Raw genomic sequence first — 14,728 nt, forward strand, 5'->3', positions numbered from 1 at the left:
AGGGGGACAGGGGTCACAGGGTCACGACGAAGGGAGCCGGGCCGCCCGGGGAGGCGAGCGTCCGCGCCGGCCGGTCTCTGCGGAGCAGCCGGTTCAGGGACACCGGGGGCCGGCCCCGGGTGACCACCGCCGCCACGGCCGAGGGGAGCGCGCCGCTTGCCGCGAGCGGTTCCGCCCGGCCGTACCAGGCGTCCGGGGGCCCGTGGCCGGCGATGCCGCGCAGCGACACCGCGCTGCCGGGGCCGAGTGCGAGATCGACGTCCTTCGCACCCCGGCTCAGCCCGAGGCCGGTCGCCTTGACCGCCGCCTCCAGCAGTGTCCATGCCGGGAGGAAGACCTCGGGGTCGGCGGTGACCGGCAGCGCGGGGTAGACGGTGGCCAGTACGTCCAGCGCCGCGGGCATCGGCCGCAGCCATTCGATGTCCACGCCGATCGGGCCGGTGCCGGCCGCCGCGAGGAGCAGCAGCTGGTCCGAGCGCGACCAGCTGATGTGCAGGTGGGGATGGTCCGGCAGATACGGTTTTCCGGCTGTCGTACGCGCGATGCGCAGCCCCGCCGGGGAGACGGCGAGCCGTTCCCCCAGGAGTTCCCGCACCGCCAGCCGGGCCCGCAGGAAGCGGCGAGCCGCGGACGCGTGGGTGAACTCCGCCGCGCGTCTGTTCTCCTCCGGTGTCGCACAGGCCCGCCCGCGTGGGAGGGCGCCGCTGTGCGGGTGCCGTCCCGGTGACCACGCGTGCTCGTCCAGATCCACCAGCCATGCGTCCACGCGCTCTTCTCCTCCTTTCGCCGCTCCACGGGCCGGGGCGGCCGCTACAGGGTGAAGACCTGGGTGTCGCTGAGCGACGGATCTCCGGGCCGCACGTGCAGTTCGCCCCGGTCCGGCAGCATCACCACGGCCGCGACGGTCCGCTCGGCGCGGACGTCGCCCCGGTCCGGCACAGCGATGGGCGGCAGGGACAGCAGCCCGAAATGCTCCTCGGCGCCCGCGCCCGGGGGCAGCTCGGCGAGTCCGGCACCGGCCGCCTTCAGCCTGCGGACCGAGGAGTTGCGGGCGAAGACGTTGATCTCGTCGCCCGCGACGAAGTCGGGGTGCAGGAAGTGGTTGGCGTGCACGGCCTGCGGGCCCTCCACGGCGCGGAGTTCGCCGCCGAGTGCCTCGACGTAGACGACCCGCTCGCGGTCGCACAGGACGAACGTGCGGGAGCTGGCGAGCGGCAGCCCGCGCAGGATCTCCAGGGCCTCGGTGACGGTGCCCGCCGAGTCCAGCAGGTGCCGGATGGCGAGGTAGGGCGGCACGCCTGGGCGCCAGTCGCCGCCCAGCACCAGATTGAGGCCGACCGCGAGGCCGTCGCCGTTGAGGCCGAGGTAGCCGAGCAGCCCGCCGAAGCTCAGGACGAGCGAGCCCCGCCCAGGCCGGTCGGACCGCTCCACCCTCAGTACGCTCAGGTAGTCGTCCAGGTCACTGTTGAGGTCGATGGTCTGGGCGAGGACAGGGCCGCCCGCGCCGGTGCGGGCGTACGTCGTGCAGTCGCCCATGGCGGGCACCTTGCGGTAGCCCATGATCTCCCGGCGCAGTTGCAGCAGCCAGGCCTCGTCCTCCCCGATCCCCGCCCCGGCCGCGAGGCCGGAGACCTCGTCGGCCAGGGCGGGGACCGCCGCCGTGATCGCCGCCCGGTGGGCGGCGATCGACGGCAGCAGACCGTCCAGCGAGACCGGCTCCCGCATGACCTTGTTCAGCCGGCAGAGCGAGTCGTCGAGGAAGGTACGGAGAGGACCGGCGAGGGCCTCGCCATGGGCGCGCCCCACGGCGAACGGGTCGCCCGACACGTGGATGAGGGGGATCCCCCCGCCCCGGGTCATCCGGCGGCGCTCAGCACGGCGACGTCCTGCGGCTCCTGGGGGGCGACCTTCGGCTTCGTGGCGAGTTCCCGCTCCACCCGGGGCCATTCGGCGCGCAGGAGGCTGTAGAAGACGGCGTCACGGCGGCGCCCGCCCGGCATGAAGTTGTAGCTGCGCAGGGTGCCTTCCTCCACGGCGCCGATGTTGCGCAGACCACGGCGGGCCTGGACGTTGAGGACGTCGGTCTTGAACTCGACCCGCTCGGCGCCGAGGACGTCGAACGCGTGGCGCAGCAGCAGGTACTTGGCCCAGCGGTTGATGCCCTTGCCGCGGAAGTCACGGCCCAGCCAGGACCAGCCGATCTCCAGGCGCTTGTCGGCCTCGGCCATGTTGCCGAAGCTCATGCTGCCCGCGATGCGGCCCGAGGCCTTGTCGAGGATGACGTGGACCGCGCGGCGGCCGGCCGCGTGGTCGGCGAGGCAGGCGTCGAAGAAGGCGGCGTAGTCGACGTCGTCGTCGACGGCGGAGACGAAGTAGCGCCAGATGTCGGGGTCCATGGCGACGGCGCGTACGGCTTCGCGGTCCGCTTCGGCGACCGGCCGCAGCAGGACGTACTCGTTCTCCAGGACCGCTGCCGCATTCCGGGACCAGGTCATGGTTCAGACCGCCTTGGCGTCGCTGTGCCGGGTGAGGGACTCGATGACGCTGCGCAGGGTGAGCATGTCGGCGAGGTCGTGCTCGGTGAAGTTGGCGAGGCCGACGTCGGTCGCCTCGCACACCTCGGTCAGGAAGAGGACCTTGTTGAGGGAGGTCAGGCTGTAGGAGCCGACCAGGTCCGCGTCGAGGTCCAGCTCCTGCGGGGGGACCTCCGGGTCGAGGACGGCGGAGAGGGCCTCGCGGGCCGCGTTCTCGATGATCGTGTCAGGGTGCATGAAGGCCTGCCTTGCTGTCGTGGACGCTGGACCGGTAGGCGGCCAGGATCCGGGGTCGTTTCGGCTTGTACTGCGAGGTGAGCAGGTCGTTGTCGATGCTGAACGGCTCGTCGGCGACGACGACCCGGCTGATCCGCTCGTCCCTGCCGAAGGTGGCGTTGGTCAGGGCGAGCTGGGCGAGGACGGCGTCCCGGTCGGCTGGCAGCACCGCCGGTGAGACGACCGCGACCAGGTCTGTCTGGGTGGGGCAGAACACGACGCACTCGGCGATGGCCGGACTGGTCCGCATGTGCTCCTCGATCGGCCGGACGATGACCTTCTTGCCGTTGTCCAGGACGATGACGTCATCGGCCCGGCCCCGGATGAAGAGGAAGCCGTCCTCGTCGATGTGGCCGAGGTCGCCGGTGCGCACCGTGCCCTCCGCGTCGAAGACGCGCTGGGAGTCGCCCGGTTCGGCGTACGCGTAGCCGTAGCCGACCGGATGGTCGCTGCGGACGCTGATCACCCCGTCGTCGTCGAACAGCACCTGCTTGCCCGGCAGGACGCGCCCCACGCTGCCCTCCCGGGCCGCGCCGGGGTGGTTCTTCGCGACGATGCAGGTCTCGTTGAGGCCGTAGCCCTCGTAGATGGGCAGCCCGGCGTCCGTGAAGAAGCGCAGCATCGCCGCGTCGGCCGGTGCGGAACCGGTCCACAGGTAGCGGATCCGGTCGCCGAACAGGTGGCGGGCCGCGTCGGCGGCCCTCGCCGTGCCGCCCGAGCGCCGGATGCGGGACTCGACCTGGCGCCTGGCCGTCTCGTAGAAGGCCGGCACGCCCATGACCACGGTCGGCCGGACCCGGCGCAGCGCCGCGAAGGCCGCCTCGTAGGTGCTGATCGTGACGTCATGCCCGTGGGCGAGCGCCGAGTAGATCCAGTAGCGCTGCTGGAGCAGCGACAGCGGCAGGAAGACGAACAGGTCGTCACCCGGCGCGTGGCCGAAGATCCCCTGCACCGCCGCCAGCGAGCTGTCGATACTGCCGGCCGTCGCGCCGAGCCCCTTGGGAGTGCCGGTGCTGCCGGAGGTGAACTTGATGGTGGTCACGTCCTGGGGCGCCCACCACACGGGCGCCGGGGCCGGCGCGCCGTCCGGCCGCGAAGCCGGTTCCGACCATGCGCGTACCTCGCTCATGGGCACGGACCGGTGGGTGTCCGTGGGCCGGTCCGTGAAGAGCAGGGTCAGCCCGTAGCGTCCGGTCAGATCGTCCGCCGGGTCGAACTTGCCGGGCTCGAACCCGGCGGTCTGCGCCTTCAGCCGCAGCGCCGCCAGGTCCAGCAGCACCCACTCCAGGCTGTTCGCGGCCAGGATGCCGATGCGGTCGCCCGGCCCGACCCCCCGTTCCCGCAGGTGCCCGGCGAGCCGTCCGGCGCGCTCGTACAGCTCCGGCAGGCCGATGGTCTCCGTACCGTCCAGGCGGGCGAAGGAGATCCGGCCGCCGGACGGGGCGGTGGTGACGATCCGGTTGATCACCGAGGTGGCGGTCATCACGGCATCCCCGCCCGCTGTTCGTCGAGAGCCCCGGCCAGTGCGTGGACGCAGTCCATCTCGGTGAACGCGTCGAGCGGGACGGTGATCCCGAACTGCTTGCGTACGGCGGTCAGGATGCGCGCCGCGGCGATGGAGTCGCCGCCCAGCGAGCCCAGGCTGTCGTGGATGCCGACCCGCGTGCCGCGCAGCACCGCCGTCCACATCTCGACCAGGGCCTTCTCGGTCTCCGTGGTGGGCTCACCGCCGCTGCGGATCTCCTGGTCGGGTGGCGCTGCCGCGACGGCTGCCGTGGCCAGCTGGTCGCGGTCCACCTTTCCGTTCCGGGTCAGCGGCAGCTCCGCGTGCCAGACGACGGTGGTCGGCACCATGTAGTCGGGCAGGTGGCGGCGCAGCGCGTCGCGTAGCTCGGTGTCGGTGGGGCGGCCTTCGCCTTCCGCCACCAGATGGGCCACCAGGCGGGCGCCCTGGGCGCCCGATCGGCCCGCGACCACGGCCTTGGTGACGCCGGGGACGGCGACCAGGTGCGTCTCGACCTCGCCGGCCTCGATGCGGTAGCCGTTGACCTTGATCTGGAAGTCGCTGCGGCCCAGGATCTGGATGTTTCCGTCCGGCAGCATCCGGCCCAGGTCTCCGGTGCGGTACATCCGCTCGCCGCGCACGGCGTCGTGGAAGAACCGCTCGGCGGTGCGCTCCTCGTCGCCCCAGTACCCGCGGGCCAGGCCGGTGCCCGCCGCGCAGATCTCCCCGGTCACCCAGTCCGGGGCGTCCAGGCCGTCCCGGTCCAGGACGTAGGCGCGGTTGTTGGCGTTCGGGCGGCCGTACGGGATGGACCGGCTGCCGTCCTCGTCCGGGCCGATCGGGTGCAGGATGTTCCAGATCGTGGTCTCGGTCGGGCCGCCCAGGGAGACCACGTCGAGGCCGGCCCTGAGCCCGCGCAGCGCGGCCGGCAGGGCCGGCGGGACACGGTCGCCGCTCATCATCACCAGGCGCAGCGCGGAGGGGACCACCGAGTCCGCGACCGCCTGGTCGTGCAGCAGGCCGACGATGGCCGGGACGGAGTTCCAGACCGTCACCCCCGCGCTCTCGCACAGCTCCAGCCAGTGCGCCGGGTCCACGGCCTTGTCCCGGTCCGGCATGACCAGGGCCGCGCCCGCCGAGAGGGCGCCGAAGACGTCCCACACCGACAGGTCGAAGTTGAAGGCGCTGATGGCGAAGAAGCGGTCGGTGGGGGCGATGCCGAAACGCTTGTGGCAGTCGGCGACGACGTTGGTGACGTTGCGGTGGCTGACCATGACGCCCTTGGGCACGCCGGTGGTGCCGGAGGTGTAGAGCACGTAGGCGAGGTCATCGGGGTCCGAGCCGGGCAGCCGGGCGGGCACCTCGGGTGGGGCCTCCGCCCGGTCGGCGCCGCTGCCGGCGCTGTCGTCGGTGATGTCGAGGCGTATGACCTCCCGCTCGCCGCTGGTGTCCTCCCGGTCGGCGTCGGTGAGGATCAGGCGCACCCGGCCGTCGCGCAGCATGTGCTCCTGTCGCTCGGCGGGCAGAGCCGCGTCCACGGGCAGGTAGGCCGCTCCGGCCAGCACGGTGGCGAGGATGCCGACGATCTGCTCGGGACCGCGGTGCATCACCAGGCCCACCAGCTCGTCCCGGCCCACCCCGCCCTCGCGCAGCCGGCGGGCCGCGGCGGCGGCTCGCCGCAGCAGCTCGCCGTAGCCGACCTCACGGCCGGAGGTGACGATCGCGGCCGCCTCCGGAGTCCGCAGGGCCTGCTCCACGAACGCGTCCCCGAGCATCGCCGGCACCAGCGGGACCTGCGTGTCATTGGCCTCGCGGCGCCGCTCGGCCTGCGCCTCGGGCAGCAGGTCGAAGGAGGTGCGCTGCCAGGAGCGGCGGTCGGTCAGGGCCTCCAGCAGGGTCCGGTAGCCGTGGGTGAACGCGTCCAGCAGCCCCTCCGGGAACAGCTCGTCGATACCGTCGATCTGGACGACGAGACCGCCGTGCTGCTCCATCGCGAAGGCGTTCAGCCAGACCTGCGGGGTCTGGGAGACGGTGAAGACCTCCGGGCCGAAGAGTTCCAGGGCCGAGCCGTCGGCCTCGGTGCTGCCGTGGCCGATCGCGCTGTTGAAGGTGTAGGGCATCCGCGCGCCCGCCACGCCGCCGCGGCGGCGCGCCAGTTCCTGGAGGACCTGGCCGCCGGAGAAGTGCCGGTGGTCCAGGTCCTTGCGCAGCCGGCTCTGCATGACGAGGGCCCGCTCCACGAAGGGGAGACTCCTGTCCACCTCCGCCTCGAACAGCAGGGTGTCCGAGAAGTTGCCGATGGCCTGGAACACGCGGGGGTGGATGGGCGGGCGGTTGGCGAGAGTGGTGTTGATCGTGAACCGGGCTCCGGCCCCCCAGGTGGCCAGGGTCTCCGCATACGCCGCGAGCAGCACGGCCGACGGGGTCAGGCCCGCCTCGGCGGCCCGCTCCTTGAGCGTCGCCCACGCCTCCGGGCCGAGGCGCACCTGACGCGGGGTGAACCGGGACGAGGACAGCGCCGAGGGGCTGACGCGCACCGGCAGATCGGGGTGCGGGGCGAGTTCGTCGACGCGCTCCAGCCAGTAGTCGCGCGAGCGGCGGGCCGGGGAGCGGTCCCGCCCCGCTTCCACGGCCGTGACGTAGTCCTCGTACAGCAGCTCCTCCGGTCCGCCGGAGCCGGTGCCCTGGTACTCCCTCCACCAGGCGCGGAAGAACAGGAACATGCTGATCCCGTCCATGACCAGCCCGTCGTGGCTGACGTGCAGCACCATCCGGTCGTCGGCGAGGTGGGTCACCTCCACGGCGAGCAGGGGCGCCCGGTCGGAGGGGAGCACCCGGTGCGAGCGCTCCTCGCGCAGCTCGCCCCGGATCCGGTCCTGTTCCTCGGGGCTCTTCGACCGCAGGTCGAGGCGGGGGATCAGCAGCGGGGCCCCGTGGTCCCCGGTGACCTGCCGGTCGTCGGCGGGGAAGCGCGACCGCAGGGCGCTGTGGGCGTCGATGACGGCCGCCAGCGCCTCCTCCAGGCGGTCCACGTCCCAGGAGCCCTCGATCTCGTGGTAGACGTGGCTGGCCACATCGCCGACCTCGAAGATGCCGCTGCGGCCCAGCAGATAGGCGCGCTGAAGGGTGGTGAGCGGGAAGCCCGGACCGGTCTTCTCCTCCTCGAGGAGGTGGGAGATCAGGTCTTCCTTCACGTCCTTGATCCGCGCGATGAACTCCGGCTCCATGTTCTCCCGGCCGCCCCGCAGACGCAGGTCGCTACCGGACAGTTCCACGAACAGGCCGCGGCTCTCGATCTCACGCAGTACGTCGTGGAAGCTCATCGGGGGTCCGCCTCGGCCAGCTCGGCGACGGTGGTCTCCTCGGCGCGCTCCTCCACGAGGGCGGCGAGCGCGGAGACGTTCTCGGCACCGAGCAGTTCGTCGAGGGTGACGTCCACGTCGAGCGCCTCGAGGAGCTGGTACTGCAACGTCACGGCCTGTAGCGAACTGGTGCCGAGGGCGTTCAGGCCCTGGGTGGCGACCACATGGTCGGCGGGCAGTTGCAGCAGGGTCCGTACGAGCCCGCTCAGCCAGCCGACCAGGCGCGGGTCGGTGGTGGCCTCGGGCGCCGGCCGGTCCGGCCGGACGAAGAAGACGGCGTCGGCGAGGCGGATCTCGCTGCCCGGGGCGACGAGTTCGACCGTACGCGGCCACACGGCGGGCGCGGGCAGCGAGAGCGCCTCGGCCACCCGGCCGGCGAAGCGGGGCATGAGCGGGGCGGCGACCTGGGCGAGCAGCCGGGCCGCGGCCAGTTCGAGGGCGATGACGGTACGAGCTTCGCTCTCCCAGCCCGCGGACCCGGCGAGCAGGCCCTCCTTGCGGGAGAACCGCACGGTGTCGTTCACGAGGCCGTCGAGTTCGGCGGCCGCCTCGTTGAGGGAGAAGGCCTCGGAGCCGAGGCTGGCGGAGATCGCGTCGAGGCGGTTGCCCAGGCGGCCGAGGAAGGCCGAGTGCTCCGGTGTCCAGGTGCCGGCGTCGGGGGCGGTGCCGCCGTAGTGCTTGGTGACCCGGGAGCCGAGATCGTTCAGCCAGGCCTGCCAGGTGCCGATCAGGGTGTCCTCAAGGGTCGCCTCGTACGCGGCGCGCCGGAAGTTGGTGCGCTCGGCCTCCGGGCGGGTGCGGGAGAGGAAGTAGCGGACGGCGTCGACCGAGTCCGGCCCGAGGATCTCCTTGCCCCAGATGGCGTGGCGGCGGCTGGTGGAGAACTTCTCGCCCTCCAGCAGGTAGAACTCGTTGACGTGGTAGTCGATGTCCGGCGCCCAGCCCGGGAAGGCCAGTTTGTACAGGGCCGGGTAGAGCACCGAGTGGTAGAAGCTGTTGTCGTAGCCGAAGAAGTGGACGACCTTCCAGTCCTGCTCCGGCTCAGCGGCCTTCCAGCTCTCGCCGAGGCGCGCGCCCAGGGCCTGGATCCCGTGCAGGAAGCCGTACGACATCTCGGGCCACACCCAGATCACCTGCCCGTCCAGCTCCTTCTCGGCCGGGGGAACGCCCCAGGCGGAGGGGTGGCTGACCGGGACGTCGAGGCTCGGGCGGCGGAAGAGGCGGTCGGTCAGCTCGCGCAGCCGGGCCGGAACCCGGCCCAGGCGGTGGTGGGCGTCGAGGTCCTCGCGGAACTCGTGCAGCGGCAGCGACCAGCGGGAGACCGGGCCGCGGCGCGGGGCGGACGGGGAGAGGGCGGAGACCGGGTCGGTCAGGTCGGTGACGACGTTGGGCTCACCGCACTGCTCGCAGATGTTGCCGCCGGCACCCGAACCGCAGCCGGGGCAGACCCCCTTGACATCCACCTCGTACAGGTACTGCCCGCTCTCCGCGTCGAACAGGGCGTCGGCCTCGGTGACCGTGACCCGGCCCGAGGAGACCAGCCGCGAGAAGAAGTCCCGCAGACCGGACCGGTACTCCGGGGCGGTGTCGGTGACGGTGAACTGGTCGGGCGAGATGTCCATCAGCTCGAGCGTCCGGGCTATCTCGGAGCTGTAGTGGGCGGCGGCTTCGGCGGGCTCGACGCCGTCGGCGGCGGCCGCGGCGATCACATAGCTCTGGTAGTCGTCGCTGCCGGTCAGATGCCAGGCCCTGGTGCCGTTCAGCCGCTGGTGGCGGACGTAGACGTCGGCACCGAGGTAGGGGCCCGACAGGTGGCCGAGGTGCAGGTCGCCGTTGGGGGTCGGCGGGGTGGAGAAGACGAAGACGGGGCGGTCGCCGAAGTCCTTGCGCTCGGTGTCGAGCGCCGAGGCCAGGGCACGGCCGGCGTCCCGCCAGTACTGGGTGAGGAAGACCAGGTCGCTCTCACCGGTGTTCTCCAGAACGTGGGACTCGAACGGCTCGAAGAGGACGACCGTGCCGGGAGCGGCCGGATGGCGCTCGCCGTCGACGGTGAACTCGCCCCGCCCGGCGACGATCACGAAGAACTCGGTCTCGTCGTGCTGGTGGCTGGCGGAGCTGGCCCCGGGGGCGACCCGGCCCCAGCCGGCGCCGACACCCAGACCCTGGATGTCGCTCATGTCGATGCCGAAGGCCTCGCTGAGCACGGTGTCGTCATAGGTGCTGATGATCACGAGAGGTCGCCCTTTCTGGGGGACGGAACGGGAAGCAGATGCGCGGTCTCCGCCGCGATGGCGGGAGCCAGCCGGTACCCGGAGCCGCTGGCGGCGCCCGCGAAGACCACGCGGCCGTCGGCCGTCAGCGGGCGGACGAGCGGTTCGAGGCCGGGGCCGTACGCGTCGCAGAAGACCCGGCCGGAGACGCAGTGCTCGATCAGGTGGGGGGCGTAGCGGGCCAGGACGGTGAGGGCCGCGTCCCGGTCGGCGGGTGTCAGGCTCGCCGCGACGGTGTCCGGGGCGACGTCCCATTCCTCGCAGGTGTAGCTGAACAGCCAGTGCCCGCGCTCGTGGTACGGCAGCAGGAAGGCGTCCTCGTCCTGGAAGACGACTGCCCGGTCATCGGCGGTGGGCGGGACCTCGATGTGCAGGGCCACGACCTTCTTCACCCGGGCCCCGAGCGGTGACACGAGATCCTTCCACGCGGGGGCCGCGAGCCAGGGGCCGGGCGCCAGGACCACGTGTCCGGCGCGGAGCTTGCCGCCCGTGCCCAGGGTGAGTTCCACCGAGCCGGCGCCGGGGGTCACCGCGGTGACCTCGACCCCTTCGCGGAGCTCCGTGGCCCGGCGCAGATCGCGCGCCAGCAGCTGGGTGAGGGCGGGGACGTCGGCGTACTGGCATCCGTCCCCCTCCCAGGCGGCCATGCCCTCCGGCAGCAGGGCGGTCTTCCCGGCCACCTCGGGGACGGGCCGCAGCCGCGCCTGCGGCAGGTAGACCTCCTCCAGCCGCGCCCGCGCCGCGACCGGGGCCACCACCGTCATGCCCAGGCCGCGGACGGGCAGTTCGGGACGGGCCGCCTTGAGCGCCGCGTACCGCTCCTGGCTGTGGGCGGCCATCGCGCGGAGCCGCGCCGTGGAGCCACGCGGGAAGTGCAGGCCGGCCGAGCGGCGGCTGGCGCCGCTGCCGACGGCGTCCCGCTCCAGGACCACCACGCGGGCGTGCGGCGCCCGGGAGACGATCTCCTGGGCGATGGTGAGGCCGAGTACACCGCCGCCGACCACCGCGACGTCGTAGGCCGTTCGGCCCTGCCGGGGCGGAGTCATCCGATGCTCCGCGCGGCGCTCGCCCCGGGGGTCTTGGAGGACCATTCGATGAAGGACGCCAGCTGCTCGTGGGTCCGTACCCCGAAGAGGCGGTCCGCGATGCGCTGGCTGCGCCAGGCGTTCAGGCTGAGGTTGGGGTCGGCCAGGCCGCGCTGCCCGCGGGCGGCGTTCTGGACGAAGACGCTGCGGTCGGCCGGGCCGTCCCAGCGCACCGCGAAGTCCTCGTCGATGCGCAGCTCGTCGCCGTCGCGCTCCAGCCGGTCCGCGATCGGCGCGAGGAAGTCCATCCGGGCCGGCCGGAAGCCGGTGGCCCAGACGATGACGTCCGCGTCGAAGTGTTCGGCCGGGGCGCCGGGCTCGTCGTTGTGCCGGACGGTCAGGTCCCAGCCGTCGACGGCGTTCTCCTCGACCGCGACGACGTCGCGGTTGGGGTGCAGCCCGACGAGGTCGGTGTTGCCCTCCACGAAGCGGTGGACGTAGACGGCCTGGTAGACGTCCCTCAGCGTGGACTCGGAGATGCCGTCGCTGCTCAGGACGTGCTGGGCGTTGAAGGTGGCGCGGGTCTCCGGGAGCAGGCCGTAGAAGTAGTCCGAGTGGGACGGCATGTAGTAGTCGTTGGTGAAGGGCGAGTCGTCGATCGGGAAGTAGTTGCGGCGGCGCGAGATCCACGAGACGCGGCGCGGCAGCTCGTCGCCGGAGCGGGAGATCAGGTCCAGGAACGCCTCGGCGCCGGACTGCCCGCCGCCGACCACGACGACCCGCTTGCCGCCCAGGTTCCGGGCCGCCTCGACGTAGTCGTTGACGTGGAACTGGGTGCGGCCGAGCGTGCCCTGCGGCGGGACCCAGGGCTGGTTGCCGACGCCGACGGCGATGTTGTCGGCGGTCACCGTGCGGCGGTCGGTGCGCAGGGTGAAGACGTCGTCGAAGCCGACCTCCAGCACCGTCTCGCCGAAGACGACGTTGGGGTTGCGCCGGGAGGCCCACGCCAGGTAGTTGCGGAACTCCAGGCGCGGTACGTCGGAGAACTGGGCGTTCAGGAAGTGGTACACCCGGCCCTGCTCGTGCAGGTAGGAGAGGAAGGAGAAGGGGCTCTTGGGGTCGGCGAGGCTGACCAGGTCCTTGAACATGGAGACCTGGAGCGTGGCGCCGGGTATCTGCTGGTTGTCGTGCCAGCCGAAGGCTTCCTTCCGGTCGATGAAGAGGTTGTTCACCTGCGGGCGACCATGGAGCAGTGAGGCCAGACTCAGGTTCGCCGGGCCCACCCCGATGCCGATGCAGCGGTAGTGGCCGGACCCGGGACGGATGTCGGTACTCATGCGGTCCTCTCCTTCAAGGCGTGCCGGTGGCTGACCGGCCCAGTCGTGCTGATGAGGGCGGGGGCGGTGTCGACGAACGTGCTGCCCAGGCCGTGGGAGTCCAGGAAGGCCATCCAGCGGACGGCTTCCCCGGCCGGCCGGCCGGCGCGGTTCAGACCGGGAGGCAGCGCCCCGGCCATCACCCGGGTGACGCCGTAGGCGATCGGCAGGGAGACGGCTCGGGCCATCGCGCTCTCCGACTCCTCGCCGGTGAGGTCCATCAGGTACGAGCCCTGCCAGCGCCTCCCGCCCGCCGCGCGCACGTCCAGCGCCACGGAGAGCACCACGCGGTCGCGGTCGCTCTCGGTGGTCGGGTGGAGTTCGGCCAGCTCCGTGGCGAGCCGGCGGACCTGTGCCTGGTCGCCGGCGCTCACCACGCGGAAGACCGGTTCCCAGGCGTCGCGCCAGCCCGCGTTGCGCAGGGTGCCGCGGACGAAGGTCCGCAGCCGCCAGCCCTCGGGGATGCCGTACTGGGACACGAAGGGCACGCTGTCGCGGTTGGGGTGGACCTCGAAGTCCTCGCCGCCCAGGCGGTGGACGGTGGTGGCCTCCCACGGGCGGACGGCGGTGCTCTCCACGCCTTCGGCGATACGGCGCGCGGGGGAGCCGAGCGCCGCGAGCACGCCGTACGGCGCCCAGCTGAAGCGGTAGCGGAACGCGTTGGGAACAGCCGGGATGCCGCCGCAGTAGGAGGTGAAGTCCACCGACTCGGCGGTGTCCCCGATCGCCTCACGGGCCTTCCCGACCAGCAGATGGGCCATCAGGTGATCGATGCCCGGGTCGAGTCCGGCCTCGGTCAGCACCACCAGGCCGGCCTCGGCGGCGCGCTCCGCCAGTCCGGCGATCTCCTCGGAGACGTAGCTGGTGCAGGCGAAGTGGGCCCGGCGGTCGATGGCGAGGCGCAGCAGCCGTGGGTGTTCGGCGGCGGGCAGCATCGAGACGATCACGTCTCCGGCGCCCACCTCGGCCTCCAGGGCCCCGTCCGTCAGGGCCCGCACCTCGGCGTGGCCGATCAGGTCCAGGGCGGCGAGCCGTTCGGCCGCGCGCTCGGCCGTACGGTCCCACAGCACGACGCGATCGGCCTGCGCGCACAGGAACCCGAGGCCGCTGCGACCGGTCGAGAGGCCGGTGCCTATCCAGTGGACGGTGCCGCTCGCGGGCACCGGGCCGGGCGATGTCGAGTCAGCGGGCATCGGCGTACTCCTTGTCCTCACGGGGCCGGCCGTCGTTCCCGTCCGCGCGGTGCTCGGTGGGGTCGCTGTTCCCGAACCCGGCGACGGCGGTCTCGAAGGCGCCCAGGCAGCGCGTCCAGACCGGATCCGAGCCGCCCAGGTTCGCCAGCAAGGGCCACAGCTCCGCCGAGAAGGCGCGGCTGGCCTCCACCGGAAGCAGCGACGGCAGATTGTCGATGGCGATGAGGTCGGCCGGCCGGTCACCGTCGCGCAGGCGGCGCACCGGCCGGTCCCAGTCGGTGAGTTCGGTGTAGACCGGCAGGACGTTGCAGGCCGAGGTCACGTCACAGGTGACGTCCGCCACCACGGAGAGGCGGCGGGGGCCGTCGAGGTCCCCGTGGGTCAGGAAGGGCGGCGTGGGCCGGGTCATCAGGACGGTGTTGACGAGGATGTCGTGGTCGAGCAGGGCCGCCCGGTCCAGCGTGGCCGTCTCCGCCACGTCCCACCGGGTGGGTGTGAACCCGGCGGCGACCAGGGCGTCGCACGCGCCACGGCCGCTGCGCCCGAGGGCGCCGATCACCAGCGCGCTCCCGTTCTCGCCGGGCTCGTCCAGCAGGGAGTCCAGCGCGGTTCGACCGGTCGGGGCCAGTGGGGCCCGCAGCCGCCCGCGTCGGTGCAGCACGGCCAGGGCCGCGCCGACGTAGCCCGCCCAGTAGCCGAAGGCGGCCAGCCGCCGGCCGGTGCCGCCGGTCAGGTACTCCAGGTCGAGGAGCCTGCCGCCGCCGGCCGTGAACCGGGCGAGCAGCTCGCCCGCGCCGGTCTGGCCCTTGTAGGCGTGCCCGAAGTAGATGTGCCGGTGAGTCAGGTCGGCCGGCTCTGCGGGCAGCTCCTTCAGGCCCAGGATGTGGGCGTCGTCGGGCGCGGCGGTCCAGCTGCCCGCCGGGGCGGTGCGGCAGCCCGCGGCGAGGTAGTCGTCGAGGGGGAAGGCGCGCTGCGCGGACGCCTCCACGGTGATCTGTGCGCCCTGGCTCACCAGGCGCGCCGCGTCCTCGGGGACGAGGGGTGCGCGGCGTTCGCTCGGCCGGGATTCGGCCCGCATCCAGAGGAGCGGATTGTCCGACATCTGCTTCATTCTCCTTTGTGGGCAAACTGGCGACTTGTGATGAGAAATCCAGTGGAAAAGGGCAGGCGGTAGCCGTGTGCGGTGCT

11 protein-coding genes are annotated in these 14,728 nt (G+C 72.5%); all 11 read right to left on the reverse strand.

Annotated features, from left to right (window positions below; all coding sequences use genetic code 11):
* Positions 1–13 precede the first annotated feature (13 nt).
* Genes AB0917_RS00935 through AB0917_RS00985 form a run of 11 tightly spaced genes read right to left on the reverse strand, consistent with a single transcriptional unit; the run spans position 14 to position 14,642 of the window.
* Positions 14–766: a 4'-phosphopantetheinyl transferase superfamily protein gene (locus AB0917_RS00935; RefSeq protein ID WP_366817292.1), complete on the reverse strand. Its 753-nt coding sequence runs from the start codon at positions 764–766 to the stop codon at positions 14–16.
* A gap of 44 nt (positions 767–810) precedes the next feature.
* Positions 811–1,827 (reverse strand): C45 family peptidase, encoded by a 1,017-nt coding sequence (locus tag AB0917_RS00940; RefSeq protein WP_366817293.1) that lies wholly within the window; start codon positions 1,825–1,827, stop codon positions 811–813.
* A 29-nt stretch (positions 1,828–1,856) separates the two neighbouring features.
* Positions 1,857–2,495, reverse strand: a complete 639-nt coding sequence (locus AB0917_RS00945; RefSeq protein ID WP_366817294.1) for a GNAT family protein — start codon at positions 2,493–2,495, stop codon at positions 1,857–1,859.
* Positions 2,496–2,498: 3 nt separating this feature from the next.
* The gene (locus tag AB0917_RS00950; protein WP_366817295.1) at positions 2,499–2,771 is read right to left on the reverse strand and encodes an acyl carrier protein; all 273 of its coding nucleotides are present in this window, start codon (positions 2,769–2,771) and stop codon (positions 2,499–2,501) included.
* Positions 2,761–4,293 carry an AMP-binding protein gene (locus AB0917_RS00955; protein WP_366817296.1) on the reverse strand — a complete coding sequence of 511 codons (1,533 nt, stop codon included), beginning with the start codon at positions 4,291–4,293 and terminating at the stop codon, positions 2,761–2,763. Before AB0917_RS00955 ends, AB0917_RS00950 begins: the two co-directional genes overlap by 11 nt.
* Positions 4,293–7,637 carry an amino acid adenylation domain-containing protein gene (locus AB0917_RS00960; RefSeq protein ID WP_366817297.1) on the reverse strand — a complete coding sequence of 1,115 codons (3,345 nt, stop codon included), beginning with the start codon at positions 7,635–7,637 and terminating at the stop codon, positions 4,293–4,295. Before AB0917_RS00960 ends, AB0917_RS00955 begins: the two co-directional genes overlap by 1 nt.
* Positions 7,634–9,907, reverse strand: coding sequence for a class I tRNA ligase family protein (locus tag AB0917_RS00965; protein WP_366817298.1), 2,274 nt, complete (start codon positions 9,905–9,907; stop codon positions 7,634–7,636). The genes AB0917_RS00960 and AB0917_RS00965 overlap by 4 nt, the downstream gene beginning before the upstream one ends.
* On the reverse strand, positions 9,904–10,992 hold the full coding sequence (locus tag AB0917_RS00970; protein WP_366817299.1) for an FAD-dependent oxidoreductase: 1,089 nt from the start codon (positions 10,990–10,992) through the stop codon (positions 9,904–9,906). The genes AB0917_RS00965 and AB0917_RS00970 overlap by 4 nt, the downstream gene beginning before the upstream one ends.
* Complete coding sequence (locus AB0917_RS00975; RefSeq protein ID WP_366817300.1) at positions 10,989–12,308, reverse strand: SidA/IucD/PvdA family monooxygenase; 1,320 nt, start codon at positions 12,306–12,308, stop codon at positions 10,989–10,991. The genes AB0917_RS00970 and AB0917_RS00975 overlap by 4 nt, the downstream gene beginning before the upstream one ends.
* Complete coding sequence (locus tag AB0917_RS00980; RefSeq protein WP_366817301.1) at positions 12,305–13,540, reverse strand: saccharopine dehydrogenase family protein; 1,236 nt, start codon at positions 13,538–13,540, stop codon at positions 12,305–12,307. The genes AB0917_RS00975 and AB0917_RS00980 overlap by 4 nt, the downstream gene beginning before the upstream one ends.
* A complete protein-coding gene (locus AB0917_RS00985) occupies positions 13,530–14,642 on the reverse strand; it encodes a saccharopine dehydrogenase (protein WP_366817302.1) in 1,113 nt (370 codons plus the stop codon). Before AB0917_RS00985 ends, AB0917_RS00980 begins: the two co-directional genes overlap by 11 nt.
* Between the last annotated feature and the right edge of the window lie 86 nt (positions 14,643–14,728).

Source organism: Streptomyces sp. NPDC007346 (assembly GCF_040703535.1).
Classification (GTDB): Bacteria; Actinomycetota; Actinomycetes; order Streptomycetales; family Streptomycetaceae; genus Streptomyces.

Excerpts from the sequence above, each read along its gene's own strand:
- AB0917_RS00950 (WP_366817295.1), bottom strand. The coding sequence starts at position 2,771 with ATGCACCCTGACACGATCATCGAGAACGCGGCCCGCGAGGCCCTCTCC.
- AB0917_RS00975 (WP_366817300.1), bottom strand. The coding sequence starts at position 12,308 with ATGAGTACCGACATCCGTCCCGGGTCCGGCCACTACCGCTGCATCGGC.
- AB0917_RS00960 (WP_366817297.1), bottom strand. The coding sequence starts at position 7,637 with ATGAGCTTCCACGACGTACTGCGTGAGATCGAGAGCCGCGGCCTGTTC.
- AB0917_RS00955 (WP_366817296.1), bottom strand. The coding sequence starts at position 4,293 with ATGACCGCCACCTCGGTGATCAACCGGATCGTCACCACCGCCCCGTCC.
- AB0917_RS00945 (WP_366817294.1), bottom strand. The coding sequence starts at position 2,495 with ATGACCTGGTCCCGGAATGCGGCAGCGGTCCTGGAGAACGAGTACGTC.
- AB0917_RS00985 (WP_366817302.1), bottom strand. The coding sequence starts at position 14,642 with ATGTCGGACAATCCGCTCCTCTGGATGCGGGCCGAATCCCGGCCGAGC.
- AB0917_RS00970 (WP_366817299.1), bottom strand. The coding sequence starts at position 10,992 with ATGACTCCGCCCCGGCAGGGCCGAACGGCCTACGACGTCGCGGTGGTC.
- AB0917_RS00980 (WP_366817301.1), bottom strand. The coding sequence starts at position 13,540 with ATGCCCGCTGACTCGACATCGCCCGGCCCGGTGCCCGCGAGCGGCACC.